This is a genomic window from Lelliottia sp. GFLA7 (genome assembly GCF_056490165.1).
In genome coordinates, this window is record NZ_JBWLAQ010000002.1 from 548,958 (window position 1) to 565,562 (window position 16,605).

12 protein-coding genes are annotated in these 16,605 nt (G+C 55.9%); 9 read left to right on the plus strand and 3 right to left on the minus strand.

The features are described from left to right. The first annotated feature begins 336 nt into the window (after positions 1–336). Genes AC07RN_RS08160 through baeR form a run of 6 tightly spaced genes read left to right on the plus strand, consistent with a single transcriptional unit; the run spans position 337 to position 11,307 of the window. Positions 337–1,572 (plus strand): MdtA/MuxA family multidrug efflux RND transporter periplasmic adaptor subunit, encoded by a 1,236-nt coding sequence (locus AC07RN_RS08160; protein WP_478336075.1) that lies wholly within the window; start codon positions 337–339, stop codon positions 1,570–1,572. Beyond that, a complete protein-coding gene (locus AC07RN_RS08165; RefSeq protein ID WP_478336076.1) occupies positions 1,572–4,694 on the plus strand; it encodes an MdtB/MuxB family multidrug efflux RND transporter permease subunit in 3,123 nt (1,040 codons plus the stop codon). The genes AC07RN_RS08160 and AC07RN_RS08165 overlap by 1 nt, the downstream gene beginning before the upstream one ends. Continuing rightward, positions 4,695–7,772 carry a multidrug efflux RND transporter permease subunit MdtC gene (gene mdtC, locus AC07RN_RS08170; protein WP_478336077.1) on the plus strand — a complete coding sequence of 1,026 codons (3,078 nt, stop codon included), beginning with the start codon at positions 4,695–4,697 and terminating at the stop codon, positions 7,770–7,772. Then, the gene (gene mdtD, locus AC07RN_RS08175) at positions 7,773–9,188 is read left to right on the plus strand and encodes an MFS transporter (protein ID WP_449545852.1); all 1,416 of its coding nucleotides are present in this window, start codon (positions 7,773–7,775) and stop codon (positions 9,186–9,188) included. It abuts the gene before it with no gap. Then, positions 9,185–10,588 (plus strand): envelope stress sensor histidine kinase BaeS, encoded by a 1,404-nt coding sequence (baeS, locus tag AC07RN_RS08180; RefSeq protein ID WP_478336078.1) that lies wholly within the window; start codon positions 9,185–9,187, stop codon positions 10,586–10,588. Before mdtD ends, baeS begins: the two co-directional genes overlap by 4 nt. Continuing rightward, positions 10,585–11,307, plus strand: a complete 723-nt coding sequence (baeR, locus tag AC07RN_RS08185; RefSeq protein WP_059179522.1) for an envelope stress response regulator BaeR — start codon at positions 10,585–10,587, stop codon at positions 11,305–11,307. Before baeS ends, baeR begins: the two co-directional genes overlap by 4 nt. Positions 11,308–11,380: 73 nt before the next feature. On the opposite strand, the gene AC07RN_RS08190 is transcribed toward baeR, so the two are convergent. Continuing rightward, entirely contained in the window at positions 11,381–11,770 is a 390-nt protein-coding gene (locus tag AC07RN_RS08190) for a VOC family protein (RefSeq protein ID WP_449555163.1), read from the minus strand. Between the two features lie 180 nt (positions 11,771–11,950). Here AC07RN_RS08190 and AC07RN_RS08195 point away from each other — a divergent pair, with 180 nt between their 5' ends. Further along, positions 11,951–12,328, plus strand: a complete 378-nt coding sequence (locus tag AC07RN_RS08195) for a RidA family protein (RefSeq protein ID WP_478336079.1) — start codon at positions 11,951–11,953, stop codon at positions 12,326–12,328. 163 nt (positions 12,329–12,491) lie between these two features. Here the strand turns inward: AC07RN_RS08195 and AC07RN_RS08200 are convergent, their stop codons facing one another. Beyond that, positions 12,492–13,079, minus strand: coding sequence for a TetR/AcrR family transcriptional regulator (locus AC07RN_RS08200; RefSeq protein ID WP_478336080.1), 588 nt, complete (start codon positions 13,077–13,079; stop codon positions 12,492–12,494). A 134-nt stretch (positions 13,080–13,213) separates the two neighbouring features. Here AC07RN_RS08200 and AC07RN_RS08205 point away from each other — a divergent pair, with 134 nt between their 5' ends. Further along, positions 13,214–14,410: an MFS transporter gene (locus AC07RN_RS08205; protein WP_478336081.1), complete on the plus strand. Its 1,197-nt coding sequence runs from the start codon at positions 13,214–13,216 to the stop codon at positions 14,408–14,410. Between the two features lie 27 nt (positions 14,411–14,437). After that, positions 14,438–15,616, plus strand: a complete 1,179-nt coding sequence (locus AC07RN_RS08210; protein ID WP_478336287.1) for an MFS transporter — start codon at positions 14,438–14,440, stop codon at positions 15,614–15,616. A gap of 419 nt (positions 15,617–16,035) precedes the next feature. Here AC07RN_RS08210 and AC07RN_RS08215 read toward each other — a convergent pair whose 3' ends face one another. Beyond that, complete coding sequence (locus tag AC07RN_RS08215) at positions 16,036–16,446, minus strand: ASCH domain-containing protein (protein ID WP_478336082.1); 411 nt, start codon at positions 16,444–16,446, stop codon at positions 16,036–16,038. Positions 16,447–16,605 lie beyond the last annotated feature (159 nt).

Genomic DNA, 16,605 nt, shown 5'->3' on the forward strand with positions numbered 1-16,605 from the left:
GTGGTGGCGATTGAGCCACCCTGGCTCGTTCACAAGTGCAACTGTTCAGATGAGCAGAAATCATGAAGTGAACGGAACGAACAACAGAGCCGCATATTCCCCCTCACCCCAGCCCTCTCCCTCAAGAGAGAGGGAGCCAGTCATGCAGGTTTTCATTTTTAAGGCTTCATCAAATCTGACAGGCATAGCCAGAATATAGGCATCGGACCGTCCAGGTACACCTGCCTTCATTCAGACAATTCCAGACAGTCCTTCATATTTCCTCCATTTTTCCGCGGCGTTACGTGTCTAAACTAGTATCATTCCCCGAAGTATTCAGGATGAGAACGTATAACGATGAAAGGCAGTAACACATCTCGCTGGGCAATCGCCGCAGGTATCATTGTGGTAGCGCTTGCCGCCGCCTGGTACTGGCACAGTCACTCCTCGTCGAATGAGGCGACAACGCAGCAACAGCGTCCCGCTGGAGGTGGCCGTCACGGCATGCGCGGTGGCGCACTTGCACCGGTGCAGGCTGCCACGGCCGTCAGCAAGTCGGTTCCTCGGTATCTTACCGGACTCGGTACGGTCACCGCGGCCAACACGGTCACCGTGCGCAGCCGCGTTGACGGTCAACTGATGGCGATTCACTTCCAGGAAGGCCAACAGGTGAAAGCGGGCGATTTGCTGGCCGAAATCGATCCGAGCCAATTCAAAGTGGCGCTGGCTCAGGCGCAGGGACAGCTCGCAAAAGACAAAGCCACGCTGGCTAACGCCCGCCGCGATTTAGCCCGTTATCAGCAGTTGGTGAAAACCAATCTGGTGTCTCGTCAGGAACTCGATACCCAACAATCACTGGTCAGCGAAGCCCAGGGCACGATTAAAACGGACGAGGCCGCTGTCGCCAGCGCGCAGTTGCAGCTCGACTGGAGCCGAATCACCGCCCCGATTGACGGGCGCGTCGGCCTCAAACAGGTGGATATCGGCAATCAGATTTCAAGCGGTGATACCACGGGTATCGTGGTCATCACCCAAACTCATCCGATCGATTTAGTCTTTACGCTGCCCGAAAACGAAATCTCGACCGTCGTTCAGGCCCAGAAAACAGGCCAACCGCTGGCGGTCGAAGCCTGGGATCGCACTAACAAAGCAAAATTGAGTGATGGTACGCTGCTAAGTCTGGATAACCAGATTGATGCAACGACGGGCACCATCAAGGTAAAAGCACGCTTTAACAATCAGGATGACGCCCTGTTCCCTAACCAGTTCGTCAACGCCCGCATGCTGGTCGCTACGGAAGAAAACGCAGTGGTGATCCCAACGGCGGCGCTGCAAATGGGTAACGAAGGCAATTTTGTCTGGGTGCTGAACAGCGACAATAAAGTCAGCAAACACCTCGTGAAACCGGGTATTCAGGACAGCCAGACGGTGGTGATCAGCGCCGGTCTCTCCGCAGGCGACCGCGTGGTGACTGACGGGATCGATCGTCTGACGGAAGGCGCGAAAGTGGAAGTGGTGGACGCGCACAGCGCCACCACGGCAAGCGAAAAACCCGCGAGTCGCGAATACGCCAAACAGGGAGCGAACTCCTGATGCAGGTGTTACCACCCAGTTCGACAGGTGGGCCGTCACGCCTGTTTATTATGCGCCCCGTCGCCACCACGCTGTTGATGGTGGCGATCCTGATCGCGGGGATTATCGGCTACCGTTTCCTGCCGGTCTCTGCCCTGCCCGAAGTCGATTACCCAACGATTCAGGTGATCACCCTCTATCCTGGCGCCAGCCCGGACGTGGTGACCTCCGCCATTACCGCGCCCCTTGAGCGCCAGTTTGGGCAGATGTCCGGCTTAAAACAGATGTCCTCGCAAAGCTCTGGCGGCGCGTCTGTGGTCACGCTGCAGTTCCAGCTGACGCTCCCGCTCGACGTCGCCGAGCAAGAGGTACAGGCCGCGATCAACGCCGCCACCAATCTGTTGCCGTCTGACCTGCCCAATCCGCCGGTTTACAGCAAAGTGAATCCCGCCGATCCGCCGATCATGACGCTCGCCGTCACCTCCTCCGCCATGCCAATGACGCAGGTGGAAGATATGGTCGAAACGCGCGTGGCGCAGAAGATTTCTCAGGTGTCCGGTGTCGGGCTGGTGACGCTCTCCGGCGGACAGCGTCCAGCCGTGCGCGTCAAACTCAACGCGCAGGCGATTGCAGCGCTAGGGCTGACCAGCGAAACCATCCGCACAGCGATCGTCAGCGCCAACGTCAACTCGGCGAAAGGCTCGCTGGATGGCCCGACCCGCGCGGTCACGCTCTCTGCGAACGATCAGATGCAGTCCGCCGATGAATATCGCCAGCTGATTGTGGCTTACCAGAACGGCGCACCGATTCGCCTGGGTGATGTCGCCACCGTTGAACAAGGGGCTGAAAACCGCTGGCTCGGCGCATGGGCTAATAAAGAGCAAGCGATCGTGATGAACGTTCAGCGCCAGCCTGGCGCGAACATTATCGACACCGCCGACAGCATCCGCGCAATGCTCCCGCAGCTGATTGAAAGCCTGCCAAAATCCGTAAACGTAAAAGTGCTTTCCGATCGCACCACCAACATTCGCGCCTCCGTCAGCGACACGCAGTTTGAGCTGATGCTGGCGATGGCGCTGGTGGTCATGATCATCTATGTGTTCTTGCGCAACGTCCCGGCAACCATTATTCCCGCTGTCGCCGTGCCGCTGTCGCTCGTCGGCACCTTCGCGGTGATGGTGTTCCTCGATTTCTCAATCAATAACCTGACGCTGATGGCGCTGACCATCGCCACCGGATTTGTGGTCGATGACGCCATCGTGGTCATCGAAAATATCTCGCGCTATATCGAAAAAGGCGAAAAGCCGCTGGCAGCCGCGCTCAAGGGCGCGGGCGAAATCGGCTTTACCATTATCTCCCTGACCTTCTCGCTGATTGCGGTGCTGATCCCGCTGCTGTTTATGGGCGATATTGTGGGTCGGCTGTTCCGCGAATTTGCGGTGACGCTGGCGGTAGCAATTTTGATCTCCGCCGTGGTGTCGCTGACGCTGACGCCAATGATGTGCGCCCGCATGCTGAGCGCCGAATCGCTGCGCAAGCAAAACCGCTTTTCGCGCGCGTCTGAGCGCATGTTTGAACGCATTATTGCCGCGTACGGACGCATGCTGGAAAAAGTGCTCAACCATCCGTGGGCAACGCTAAGCGTAGCGCTCGGGACGCTGGCGTTAAGCGTGATGCTGTGGATTGTTATCCCTAAAGGCTTCTTCCCGATTCAGGATAACGGCATTATCCAGGGCACGCTGCAGGCACCGCAGTCGGTCTCCTTTGCCAGCATGGCGCAGCGTCAGCAGGCGGTGTCGGACGTTATCATGAAAGATCCGGCGGTCGAAAGTTTGACCTCGTTTGTTGGCGTCGACGGCACTAACCCGTCGCTGAACAGCGCACGCTTGCAGATCAACCTAAAGTCCCTGGATGATCGTGATGACCGCGTCAATACCGTGATTGAGCGCCTGCAAAGCGCAGTGGCCAAAGTGCCGGGCGTTGAGCTATACCTGCAACCGACGCAGGATCTCACCATCGATACCACGGTGAGCCGCACCCAATATCAATTTACGCTTCAGGCCACCAGCCTGGAGGCGCTCAGCACCTGGGTTCCACAACTTGTCACTAAACTCCAGGAACTGCCGCAACTTTCAGACGTGAGCAGCGACTGGCAGGATAAAGGGCTGGCGGCATACGTGAACGTCAACCGCGACACCGCCAGCCGTCTGGGTATCAGCATGGCCGATGTCGATAACGCGCTGTATAACGCCTTTGGTCAGCGGCTGATCTCCACGATTTACACCCAGGCCAACCAGTATCGCGTGGTGCTGGAGCACAACACCGAGCAAACGCCAGGGCTTACGGCGCTGGATACGGTGCGCCTCACCAGCAAAGACGGCGGCATTGTGCCGTTGAGCGCTATTGCGACGGTTGAACAGCGGTTTGCGCCGCTGTCGATTAACCATCTGGATCAGTTCCCGTCGACCACCATTTCGTTCAACGTCCCGGATAACTATTCGCTCGGCGAAGCGGTTGAGTCGATTCTGAACGCAGAAAAAACGCTCAACTTCCCGACGGATATTCAGACTCAGTTCCAGGGCAGCACGCTGGCGTTCCAGGCCGCGCTCGGCAACACCATCTGGCTGATTGTCGCCGCCGTGGTGGCGATGTATATCGTGCTGGGCGTGCTGTATGAAAGCTTTATCCATCCGGTGACGATCCTGTCGACCCTGCCGACCGCAGGCGTTGGTGCGCTGCTGGCGCTGATGCTTTCCGGCAGCGAGCTGGACGTGATCGCCATTATCGGCATCATTTTGCTGATCGGTATCGTCAAGAAAAACGCCATCATGATGATCGACTTTGCGCTCGCCGCCGAACGCGAACAGGGCATGGCACCGCGCGACGCGATTTTCCAGGCCTGCCTGCTGCGTTTTCGTCCGATCCTGATGACCACCATGGCGGCGCTGCTGGGTGCGCTGCCGCTGATGCTCAGTACCGGCGTCGGCGCGGAGTTGCGCCGTCCGTTAGGGATTGGCATGGTGGGCGGTCTGCTGGTGAGCCAGGTATTGACGTTGTTCACAACGCCGGTGATTTATCTGCTGTTTGACACCCTGGCGCTGAAGATGAAAGCCCGTTTCCCGAAACGTGAAGAGGAGGCGTAAGTGAAGTTTTTCGCCCTCTTCATTTACCGCCCGGTCGCGACGATTTTGATTGCGGTCGCCATCACGCTGTGCGGCGTGCTCGGCTTCCGCCTTCTGCCGGTAGCGCCGCTGCCGCAGGTGGATTTCCCGGTCATCATGATCAGCGCTTCGCTGCCAGGCGCCTCGCCAGAAACCATGGCGTCCTCGGTTGCTACACCGCTGGAGCGCTCGCTTGGGCGCATTGCCGGGGTCAACGAAATGACCTCCAGCAGTTCGCTGGGCAGCACACGTATTATTCTGGAATTCAATTTTAATCGCGATATCAACGGCGCGGCGCGCGACGTGCAGGCAGCAATCAATGCCGCGCAAAGCCTGTTGCCGAGCGGAATGCCGAGCCGTCCAACCTATCGCAAAGCGAACCCGTCCGATGCGCCGATCATGATTTTGACGCTCACCTCGGACACCTATTCGCAGGGTGAATTGTACGATTTCGCCTCCACCCAGTTGGCGCAGACGATCGCCCAGATTGACGGCGTGGGCGACGTAGACGTTGGCGGCAGTTCCTTGCCTGCCGTGCGTGTGGGGTTAAATCCGGAAGCGCTGTTTAATCAGGGCGTGTCGCTGGACGATGTGCGCAGCGCCATCAGCAATGCCAACGTGCGCAAACCGCAGGGGGCGATTGAGGACAGCAGCCATCGCTGGCAAATCCAGACTAACGACGAACTCAAAACCGCCGCCGAATATCAGCCGCTGATTATTCACTACAACAATGGTGCAGCGGTGCGTTTGAGCGATGTGGCGAGCGTCACCGATTCCGTCCAGGACGTGCGTAACGCCGGGATGACCAACGCCAAACCGGCCATTTTGCTGATGATCCGCAAGCTGCCGGAAGCCAATATAATCCAGACGGTGAATAGCATTCGTGCCCGACTGCCGGAACTCCAGGAGACGATTCCGGCGGCTATTGATCTGCAAATCGCGCAGGATCGTTCGCCGACGATTCGCGCCTCGCTGGAAGAAGTCGAACAGACGCTGGTGATTTCGATTGCGCTGGTGATCCTAGTGGTGTTCCTGTTCCTGCGTTCGGGACGTGCTACGCTGATCCCTGCCGTGGCGGTGCCGGTCTCGCTGATCGGCACGTTCGCCGCCATGTACCTGTGCGATTTCAGCCTCAATAATCTGTCGCTGATGGCGCTGACCATCGCCACCGGATTTGTCGTCGATGACGCCATCGTGGTGCTGGAAAACATTTCTCGCCATCTGGAAGCGGGTATGAAACCGCTGCAAGCGTCATTGCAGGGCACACGCGAAGTCGGCTTTACGGTGCTCTCCATGAGCGTATCGCTGGTGGCAGTTTTCCTGCCGCTGCTGCTGATGGGCGGATTACCGGGGCGATTATTACGCGAATTTGCCGTTACGCTCTCGGTGGCGATTGGCATTTCACTGGTGATTTCGCTGACCCTCACACCGATGATGTGCGGCTGGATGCTCAAACGCAGCAAGCCGCATTCACAGCCGCGCAATAAAGGCTTTGGCCGCGTGCTGGTGGCGATGCAGGAAGGCTACGGCAAATCGCTGAAATGGGTGCTGAACCATACGCGGATTGTTGGGCTGGTGCTGGTGGGAACCATTGCGCTGAACGTCTGGATGTACATCACCATCCCCAAAACGTTCTTCCCGGAGCAGGACACCGGCGTGCTGATGGGCGGTATTCAGGCGGACCAGAGCATTTCGTTCCAGGCGATGCGCGTGAAGCTGCAGGATTTCATGAAGATTATTCGCGAAGATCCTGCCGTGGATAACGTCACCGGTTTTACCGGCGGCTCGCGGGTGAACAGCGGAATGATGTTTATTACCCTGAAGGCGCGCAGGGAGCGCAACGAAACCGCCCAGCAGGTGATCGACCGCCTGCGTGGCAAACTGGCAAAAGAGCCGGGCGCAAACCTGTTTTTGATGGCCGTTCAGGATATCCGCGTCGGTGGACGTCAGTCGAATGCGAGCTATCAGTACACGCTGCTGTCCGACGACCTGGCGGCGCTGCGTGAATGGGAGCCCAAAATCCGTAAAGCGCTGGCGGCACTGCCGGAGCTGGCAGACGTGAACTCCGACCAACAGGACAACGGCGCGGAGATGAACCTGACCTACGACCGCGAAACCATGTCGCGGTTAGGGATTGACGTTGCAGCTGCCAATAGCCTGCTGAATAACGCATTTGGTCAGCGGCAGATATCCACTATTTATCAGCCGATGAACCAGTACAAAGTGGTGATGGAAGTCGATCCGCGCTACACCCAGGATATCAGCGCGCTGGATAAAATGTACGTCATTAACAACGACGGCAAATCGATCCCGCTGTCCTATTTTGCCAGCTGGCAACCGGCTAATGCGCCGCTGTCGGTGAACCATCAGGGGCTGTCTGCCGCTTCGACGATTTCCTTTAACCTGCCGACCGGCTCGTCGTTATCCGAAGCCAGCGACGCGATTAACCGCACCATGACGCAGCTTGGCGTACCGTCTACCGTGCGCGGCAGTTTTGCCGGTACCGCACAGGTGTTCCAGGACACCATGAATTCGCAGGTGATTTTGATTCTGGCGGCAATTGCGACGGTCTATATCGTGCTGGGCATTTTGTATGAAAGCTACGTGCATCCGCTGACAATCCTTTCGACTCTGCCATCGGCGGGCGTCGGTGCGTTGCTGGCGCTGGAGTTGTTCGATGCGCCCTTTAGCCTCATCGCCCTTATCGGGATCATGCTATTAATAGGTATCGTGAAGAAAAACGCGATCATGATGGTCGATTTCGCCCTCGACGCGCAGCGCAACGGAAATATGACGCCACATGATGCCATTTTCCAGGCCTGCATTCTGCGTTTTCGCCCGATCATGATGACCACGCTGGCAGCCTTGTTTGGCGCGCTGCCGCTGGTCATTTCCAGCGGTGACGGCTCTGAACTGCGCCAGCCGCTGGGGATCACTATCGTTGGCGGGCTGGTGATGAGTCAGCTATTGACGCTTTATACAACGCCGGTGGTGTATCTGTTCTTCGACCGCTTGCGAGTGCGTTTTTCGCGTAAAAACAGAACGACGGTAACCGAGTAAATGACCGATCTCCCTAACAACGTGCGCTGGCAACTGTGGATTGTCGCCTTCGGCTTTTTCATGCAGTCGCTGGATACGACGATCGTCAATACCGCCCTCCCCTCGATGGCGAAAAGCCTCGGGGAAAGCCCGCTGCATATGCACATGGTGATTGTCTCCTATGTGCTGACAGTGGCCGTGATGCTGCCTGCGAGCGGCTGGATGGCGGACAAAATCGGCGTACGAAACATCTTTTTCACCGCCATTGTCCTGTTTACCCTCGGCTCGTTGTTTTGCGCAAAGGCCGATACGCTGAATGAGCTGGTGATGTCGCGCGTGTTACAGGGCGTAGGAGGCGCAATGATGGTGCCCGTCGGACGACTGACGGTGATGAAAATCGTCCCACGCGAGCAGTACATGGCGGCGATGACCTTCGTCACCTTGCCCGGTCAGGTCGGCCCGTTGCTCGGCCCGGCGCTGGGCGGGATTCTGGTCGAGTATGCCTCCTGGCACTGGATATTCCTGATTAACCTGCCGGTCGGTATTGTCGGTGCGATTGCCACTTTATGGTTGATGCCGAACTACAAAATGCAGACGCGGCGCTTTGATATTTTCGGCTTCGTGCTGCTGGCTGCGGGAATGGCGACGCTCACGCTGGCGCTCGATGGGCAAAAAGGGCTGGGGATCTCCACGCTCACGCTGTGTCTGCTGATCGTTATCGGGATCGCTTCCATCCTCTGGTATCTATGGCACGCGCGTGACAATGACCGCGCGCTGTTCAGCCTGGCGCTTTTCCGCAACACCACGTATCGGATCGGGTTGTTTGGCAGCTTCGTCGGACGCCTCGGCAGCGGCATGCTGCCGTTTATGACGCCGGTTTTTCTGCAAATTGGGCTGGGCTTTTCGCCGTTCCACGCCGGTTTGATGATGATCCCAATGGTGCTCGGCAGTATGGGGATGAAGCGCATCGTGGTGCAGGTCGTGAATTACTTTGGCTATCGCCGGGTGCTGGTCGTCTGCACGCTTGGTCTGGCACTGATAAGCCTGGTATTTATGGCCGTGGCGCTGATGGGCTGGTACTACGTTCTGCCGCTGGTGCTGTTCTTCCAGGGGATGATTAACTCGACGCGCTTCTCGTCCATGAACACGCTGACGCTGAAAGATTTACCCGATGAACTGGCGAGCAGCGGCAACAGCCTGCTGTCGATGATTATGCAGCTCTCGATGAGCGTCGGCGTCACCGTCGCGGGGCTGTTGCTCGGAATGTATGGTCAGCAACATCTGGGCGCCGACACCGCCGGTGCTCATCACGTTTTCCTGTACACCTATCTCAGCATGGCGGTGATTATCGCCCTGCCCGCGTTGATTTTCGCCCGGGTTCCGAATGATACCAGCAAGAACGTCGTCATCGGCCGACGCAAAAGGAGTGAACGATGAAATTCTGGCGTCCCGGCATTACTGGCAAACTGTTTCTGGCCATTTTCGCCACCTGCATCGTCCTGCTGATCACCATGCACTGGGCGGTGCGTATCAGCTTCGAGCGCGGCTTTATTGACTACATTAAGCGCGGCAACGAGCAGCGATTGCAGGGGTTGAGCGATGCCCTGGCCGATCAGTATGCCCTGCACGGTGACTGGCGCTTTTTACGCAATAACGACCGTTTTGTTTTCCAGATTTTGCGCTCCCTTGAGCATGATAACGACGACGACCGCCCCGGCCCGGGCATGCCGCCGCACGGCTGGCGCACCCAGTTTTGGGTCATCGATCAGGACAAACACGTGCTGGTTGGCCCGCGCGCGCCGGTTCCGCCTGACGGCACAAAGCGCTCGATTACCTTTAACGGCACGCCCGTTGGCTGGGTGATTGCCTCGCCCGTCGAACGACTGACACGCAATACCGATATCAACTTTGATCGCCAGCAGCGCCAGACCAGCTGGCTGATTGTCGCCCTTTCCACGCTGCTTGCCGCGCTGGCGACGTTCCCGCTGGCGCGCGGTCTTTTGGCCCCGGTGAAACGACTGGTTGAAGGCACGCACAAGCTGGCAGCGGGCGATTTCACCACGCGCGTGGATACGCGCAGCCAGGACGAGATCGGCAAACTAGCCCAGGATTTTAACCAGCTCGCCAGCACGCTGGAGAAAAACCAGCAGATGCGCCGCGACTTTATGGCCGATATTTCCCACGAACTGCGTACACCACTGGCGGTTTTGCGCGGCGAGCTGGAGGCGATTCAGGACGGTGTGCGTCAGTTTACGCCGGAATCGGTGACGTCGTTGCAAGCGGAAGTGGGTACGCTCACCAAGCTGGTGAACGATCTGCATCAACTGTCGATGTCCGACGAAGGCGCGCTGGCTTATCAAAAAGCACCGGTGGACGTGATCAATATTCTGGAAGTCACTACCGGCGCGTTCCGCGAGCGCTTCGCCAGCCGCAATCTGAAGATCGACCTGTCATTGCCGGATAGCGCCGTGGTGTTTGGTGACCCTGACAGGCTGATGCAGTTGTTCAATAATCTGCTCGAAAACAGCCTGCGCTACACCGACAGCGGCGGCGCGTTGCACATTTCCGGCGTGCTGGATGACCGGTCTTTCGCACTGACCTTCGCGGACACCGCACCCGGCGTGCAAGACGCGCAGCTGGAAAAACTGTTTGAGCGTTTTTATCGCACCGAAGGTTCCCGCAATCGCGCCAGCGGCGGGTCCGGTTTAGGGCTGGCGATTTGCGTGAATATCATTGAAGCGCACGGCGGCTCAATTCGCGCCGCCCATTCGCCTTTTGGCGGGGTTAGCATTACAGTAGAGTTACCGCTGGAACGGGATTTATCGAGAGAAGCATGACTGAGTTACCCATTGACGAAAACACGCCACGCATTTTGATCGTGGAGGACGAGCCTAAGCTTGGGCAACTGTTAATCGACTATTTGCGTGCGGCGGGCTATGCCCCGTCGCTTATCAGCCACGGCGATCAGGTTTTGCCGTATGTGCGCCAGACGCCGCCCCATCTTATCCTGCTGGATCTGATGCTGCCCGGTACTGACGGTCTGACGCTATGCCGTGAAATCCGCCGTTTTTCCGAAGTGCCGATTGTGATGGTGACTGCCAAAATCGAAGAGATCGATCGCCTGCTGGGGCTGGAAATCGGCGCGGATGATTACATCTGTAAGCCGTACAGTCCGCGTGAAGTGGTGGCGCGCGTCAAAACGATTTTGCGCCGCTGCAAGCCGCAGCGTGAACTGCAGGTATTGGATGCGGAAAGCCCGCTGATTGTCGACGAAAGCCGCTTTCAGGCCAGCTGGCGCAGCAAATTGTTGGATCTGACGCCGGCGGAATTTCGTTTGTTAAAAACGCTGTCGCACGAACCGGGAAAAGTGTTCTCCCGCGAACAGCTGTTGAATCAGCTGTATGACGATTATCGCGTGGTCACCGACCGTACCATCGACAGCCATATCAAAAACCTGCGGCGTAAACTCGAAGCGCTCGACGCCGACCAGTCATTTATTCGCGCCGTGTATGGCGTGGGGTATCGATGGGAAGCGGATGCGTGCAGAATTGCCTGACACATCCTTCATGAAAACCCGCCGTCTGGCGGGTTTTGCTTCTTCGGAAGTCACAGCGTGATAACGTGAGTCGTTAGTCTGGCTCGTGGTAAACCGCTTCAATATTGTAGCCATCAGGGTCAAGAACAAACGCGGCGTAATACCCAGAGTGATACTGCGGTCTGTATCCCGGCGCGCCATTATCTTTCCCCCCTGCTTCGAGGGCAACACGGTGGAAGGCATCCACTTGTTCTTTGTTTTTTGCGCTAAAGGCAAGATGCATTCGGGGCGTTGAGGGCGTGCCTTGCGTTATCCAGAAACCCCCTCCCGGATCTGCGCCTTCATCCGCTTCGGCAGGGCCAAAACCAACCGCGGCTTCCGGGAATTCACGCCGGATAATATGGCCCAGGCTCGCCAGAACGCGCGTGTAAAACCGTTTACTGTCTTCAAGATGAGTGACGCTGAAACCGGTGTGATCAATCATTCCAATACTCCTGTCAGCAAAGCAGAGTATGCAGTTAAGCATTCATTCACTGGATGATGTTTGATTTGGCATAACAACAGATGATTATAAATCAGCCAATTTTCTTCTGGCAAAATGCGTTCCGCTTTAACAGGGGCATGATAAGGTTGATGTTTGTCGCTTCACAAAAAGGCTTTCAGCATGAGCAATGTGTTACGAAAGAATTATCCCGAATTAGGTGAAATAAAGGCGCCTTATGTCCATTCAGTAAAGCATGGTCAAACACTTTATATTTCTGGACTGACTGCGTTTGGCACACCGGCGCACCATAAAGGCATCGCAGAGCAGGCTGAAGAGATATTCAGCCAACTCAGGAAAATCGTCAGCGCGGAAGGCGCTGATTTCTCCGCACTGCTCAAAGTGACGATATTCATTACGTCTTTCGGCGAGATCGATGCGCTGCGTAACGTGCTGTACCGAAATTACGGTGACCACTTGCCTGCCAGCTCGCTCGTAGAAGTCAGCCGCCTCTTTTCACCCGATCTCTCAATTGAGATTGAGGCTATTTTCGGCCTTTGATTCTTTGTTTACAGCCGAACAGTGACCACTTTCGGCTGTTACGTCATTTTTAAAACCGCATTAAAAGCCGCGTGTCCCGTTGCTGCCTGTAGAGTGACTGACCGATCTCCAGTCCGTTTTTTCCCAAATTTGAAACGCCTGACATCACGTTCCGTTATGAGTTTCAACCTGCCCGTCGCAATCCACGAAGGAGCAAATTCAAGGCGGTAATGCCTTGCGTTAGCCGATTATCACTCTCTTCACCGTCTGCAATCCAGAACGCCGCTTCTGCCAGGCTGCCGTAGATCAATGAAGCTAGCGCCTGCGGATCGGCGTCGTCAACGACACCTTGATCTATCAAATTGCCAATCAGACGCTGCATGGATTGCACACAATAGCGTTGCGATTCAGGGGAGGAGCCGCCCAATACCGCTTTTGCATCGCGCAAAACAATACGCTGAAACTCAGGTTCCAGCGCCATCTCGAGATACGCCCGACACCGGTTGCAAAAACCATCCCATGGGTCCTGAGCGTTATCAGAAATTGTCTGCAGACGCTGATCCATCTCATCGTCGATCTGATCCACGACGGCTGCCAACAAGCCTTTTTTGTCACCGAAATGATAATACAGCGCCCCTCGGGTTAGCCCTGCCTGTGCAGTCAGGTCGTCCATTGAGGTTTCTGCGTAGCCATGTTCTCTAAAAACTTTCCGGGCCATTGCTAACAGCGCGGCTCTTGTCTCTTCCATCTCGGCACGGGTACGACGAACCATAATGACTTCCTTACATACGGAGTGAATGATTATTTACATACAGCACGTATGAATATAGACTCTTATTCATACGCACTGTATGTATTGTCGTCGCGCCACCGCGTTGTGGCAAGTAAATGCTCACGGAGGGTGAGATGGCTAATCTGTATCGAGATCTTTTTTCTGAACCTGGCACGGCAAGTTTTGCAGTTGCGGGTCTGCTTGCGCGAATCCCCTTGCCAATGGCGGGCATCGGCATTATCACGCTGTTCTCCCAGAAACACGGTGCCTACGGGCTGGCCGGGGCCATTTCCGCGACGTTTGTTCTGGCCTATGCCCTGCTATCGCCGCAGATCTCCCGATACGTGGATCGTTATGGACAGTCCCGCGTTTTGCCTGCGACTGCGGCTATCAGTATCAGCGGATTTTTCATCCTGATAGCCGGATCCCACTGGAGTATTGCCAACGGATTTCTGTTTGTCGGTGCTGTGCTGGCGGGGTTTATGCCGAGTATGTCCGCCATGGTACGGGCACGGTGGACTGCACTGTACAGAGGCCAGCCCCGTTTACAGACAGCCTATTCGCTTGAAACGGTACTGGATGAACTGACGTTTATTATTGGCCCGCCTCTGTCGATTGGCCTTTCCATTGCACTATTTCCCCAGTTGGGTCTGCTCCTCGCGGCACTTTTACTGTTTTTTGGCGTTCTTGCCCTGGTTATCCAGCGTGGTACAGAACCTCCCGTTATGGCGTTCTCTTGCGACGCCCCTGAATCGGGATCGGTGATTCGGATGAAGGGCGTACGGCTGTTAACGATTCTCATGGTGGCGATGGGCGTCATTGTCGGCACGGTTGATATCGTGAGCGTAGCCTATGCCGAACAGCTGGGGCATCCGGCAGCGGCGAGCCTGGTTTTGTCGGCTTATGCCGTCGGTTCGTGTCTCGCGGGGTTGCTATATGGCTCGTTAAAGCTGAAGACGCCACTCTCTCGGCTGTTATTGCTGGGCGGGCTGGCAACCGCCGCAACTACCCTCCCTCTGATTCTGGTCACGAGCCTCACCGCTCTGGCGATAGCCGTCCTGGTGGCGGGTCTTTTTTTCGCCCCAACCATGATCGTGGCTATGTCGCTCATCGAACGCCAGGTATCTGACCGTCAGTTAACCGAAGGGATGACCTGGCTGCTGGCTGGCCTAAATGTAGGGGTTGCGCTGGGTGCAGCTTTAGCCGGTCAGGTTGTTGACAGCAGTAGCGCGCGAGGTGGATTCACCGTAGCAGTCTGTGCCGCAGTCGTCGTCATACTGATGGCTTTTTTCAGCTATTTGACCTTCCAGAAGCAGGATAAATGCGCCTGAGGCGATGCACACTTAAGGATCTGAATGATGAACACATTTTCAACTCTGCCCTCTGTTCGCAGTGCGTGGATGCCGGTCATCGCTGTTGGTCTGGCGACGTTCTCTGTTGTGACGACGGAAATGCTCCCGGTGGGTTTGCTGACAGCTATCGCCGGGACGCTCAATATCTCTACAGGAAACGCGGGGCTGATGATTTCCCTGCCTGCCATGCTGGCAGCCTTATTCGCGCCGTTCGTCGTTATTGCATCGGGTGGAGTAGACCGACGCTTGATACTGTGTGGTCTGTTGGCGTTACTGGTAATAGCGAACCTGGCTTCAGCGCTGGCTCCGGACCTGATTATTATGCTGGCAGCACGCACAGTTGTAGGTTTCTGCATGGGCGGAATATGGGCTATTGCAGGCGGACTAGCGGCGCGTCTGGTTCCGGAAAATGCTATAGGCCTGGCGACATCTATTATCTTTGGCGGCGTGGCTGCTGCATCCGTGCTGGGTGTCCCTCTCGGGGCATTTATTGGCGACGCTATCGGATGGCGCTGGGCATTTGGATGCATGGCACTTTTCAGCGCGCTGGTGCTGGCACTCCATCTTTCGGTTATTCCGACGCTACCCGTTGGCGGATCTGTTCACATCAACCAGTTCATTGCGCAACTGGGTAACCGCAAATTACTGACTGGGTTGCTGCTGACATTGTTGCTTGTCACAAGCCACTTTGTGGCCTTTACCTTCGTACGCCCGCTTTTAATCTCAGTGTCAGGATTTAATCCACAATGGATAGGCGCGATCCTCTTCGCTTATGGTATCGCCGGCATTGTTGGTAACTTCATTGTGGGGATCTGCGCGGCACGCTATACGACACTGACTGTGGTTGCTATCGCAACAGGGCTGGTCTTGACGCCACTGCTGTTCTTAACCGTAGGGCACACAATCCTTGGCGGTGGGTCGACCTTAATATTCTGGGGCCTGGCATACGGTGGGCTGTCGGTCGGGCTGATGACCTGGATGATGAAAGTCGCCCCCCGTGCAGTGGAGATAGCAAGTGCGCTATATGTCGCGGTGTTTAATATCGGGATTGCATTAGGGGCGTGGGCGGGAGGAAAACTCATCGACACAGTTACGTTGAGAGATACGCTTTGGCTGGCCAGTGGGTTAGCGGTTGCCGCGCTCCTTTCGGCAGTCATCGCGGGTCGCACTCAAGCCCAATCCTGACTTGGATGGCGAGCCCTGACGCGCTGTTCCTCACCCGGAGTAAAATCCTTTGCTTGCTCCAACCAGACATCGTGGCTCCAGGGCTGTCCATTGAGTGCCAGGAGTGGTCATTATCGTTGCAAACTCATGCTCAAATGATCACGTGTTCTTAAAGACGATAGTGAACTCCTGGATGTCTGGGCGAAAAATAGGCTGTCGACGTTGCTCAGAAAGTAAGGGGGTGTATATAAACGTTGCTTTAGACCAAATGCGAAGAAGACTGATATCATTCATTAAATAGAACGGGAGATGGCCTGGTAGCATTTTGAAGGGATAAGGCCATGGAGAACTGAGACCGCCTTGGTCAGCGGTTTCACGTCAGGCTATTTATCAAACAACTTTTGACAAACGCCGCAGCTGACAGATAGACGTTGTTTGGGTCACAGCACCTCAACAACCTCAAACTCTTCTGCAACCAGCTCCATATCTTCAGCAAAATAACCTTCCCGCATAAAAAACCGCTGATGTTCTTTCCGCCAGTACGCAAGGCTCAAATCGCCCTCACCTTCTTTCCGCGCAAACTCAGCAGTTACATCGCAAAAACGCACCAGTCGCATCGACACTAATCTGATAACGCATACCGGTACGCCCTCACCATTAAGGATGATGTTGTGACTCCCAATCCTGGGTGCGAATGCTTCTTGCTGGTAAGCGGTCAAAGAGCCGCATGAGGCCGTTTTTAGACCTTTAATAACAAGATCGGCAAGCGCATTAGCCAGTTCCGGGCTATCACCAATTTGCCACGCGTTTGCGTCTGGATACTTCATTTTTAATTCGTCGACGGTACACATCACATTCCCTTATTCATCGCGTGCTAAAAATAAATCTTATACACGTTCAGGTGATTCTTACAGTTTCTCACGAGTGATGCGGAGAATATTTCCCCGTTTATCGCATGCCAGAGGAGATCGTTGCAATTCCCATTAAAGTATCATCAAATGACAAGCTCG

What these genes read in the sequence shown, in the direction of transcription:
- baeS (WP_478336078.1), top strand. Translation starts at nt 9,185, where the DNA reads ATGAAATTCTGGCGTCCCGGCATTACTGGCAAACTGTTTCTGGCCATT.
- AC07RN_RS08215 (WP_478336082.1), bottom strand. Translation starts at nt 16,446, where the DNA reads ATGTGTACCGTCGACGAATTAAAAATGAAGTATCCAGACGCAAACGCG.
- AC07RN_RS08205 (WP_478336081.1), top strand. Translation starts at nt 13,214, where the DNA reads ATGGCTAATCTGTATCGAGATCTTTTTTCTGAACCTGGCACGGCAAGT.
- mdtD (WP_449545852.1), top strand. Translation starts at nt 7,773, where the DNA reads ATGACCGATCTCCCTAACAACGTGCGCTGGCAACTGTGGATTGTCGCC.
- AC07RN_RS08200 (WP_478336080.1), bottom strand. Translation starts at nt 13,079, where the DNA reads ATGGTTCGTCGTACCCGTGCCGAGATGGAAGAGACAAGAGCCGCGCTG.
- AC07RN_RS08190 (WP_449555163.1), bottom strand. Translation starts at nt 11,770, where the DNA reads ATGATTGATCACACCGGTTTCAGCGTCACTCATCTTGAAGACAGTAAA.
- AC07RN_RS08160 (WP_478336075.1), top strand. Translation starts at nt 337, where the DNA reads ATGAAAGGCAGTAACACATCTCGCTGGGCAATCGCCGCAGGTATCATT.
- AC07RN_RS08195 (WP_478336079.1), top strand. Translation starts at nt 11,951, where the DNA reads ATGAGCAATGTGTTACGAAAGAATTATCCCGAATTAGGTGAAATAAAG.
- AC07RN_RS08210 (WP_478336287.1), top strand. Translation starts at nt 14,438, where the DNA reads ATGAACACATTTTCAACTCTGCCCTCTGTTCGCAGTGCGTGGATGCCG.
- AC07RN_RS08165 (WP_478336076.1), top strand. Translation starts at nt 1,572, where the DNA reads ATGCAGGTGTTACCACCCAGTTCGACAGGTGGGCCGTCACGCCTGTTT.
- baeR (WP_059179522.1), top strand. Translation starts at nt 10,585, where the DNA reads ATGACTGAGTTACCCATTGACGAAAACACGCCACGCATTTTGATCGTG.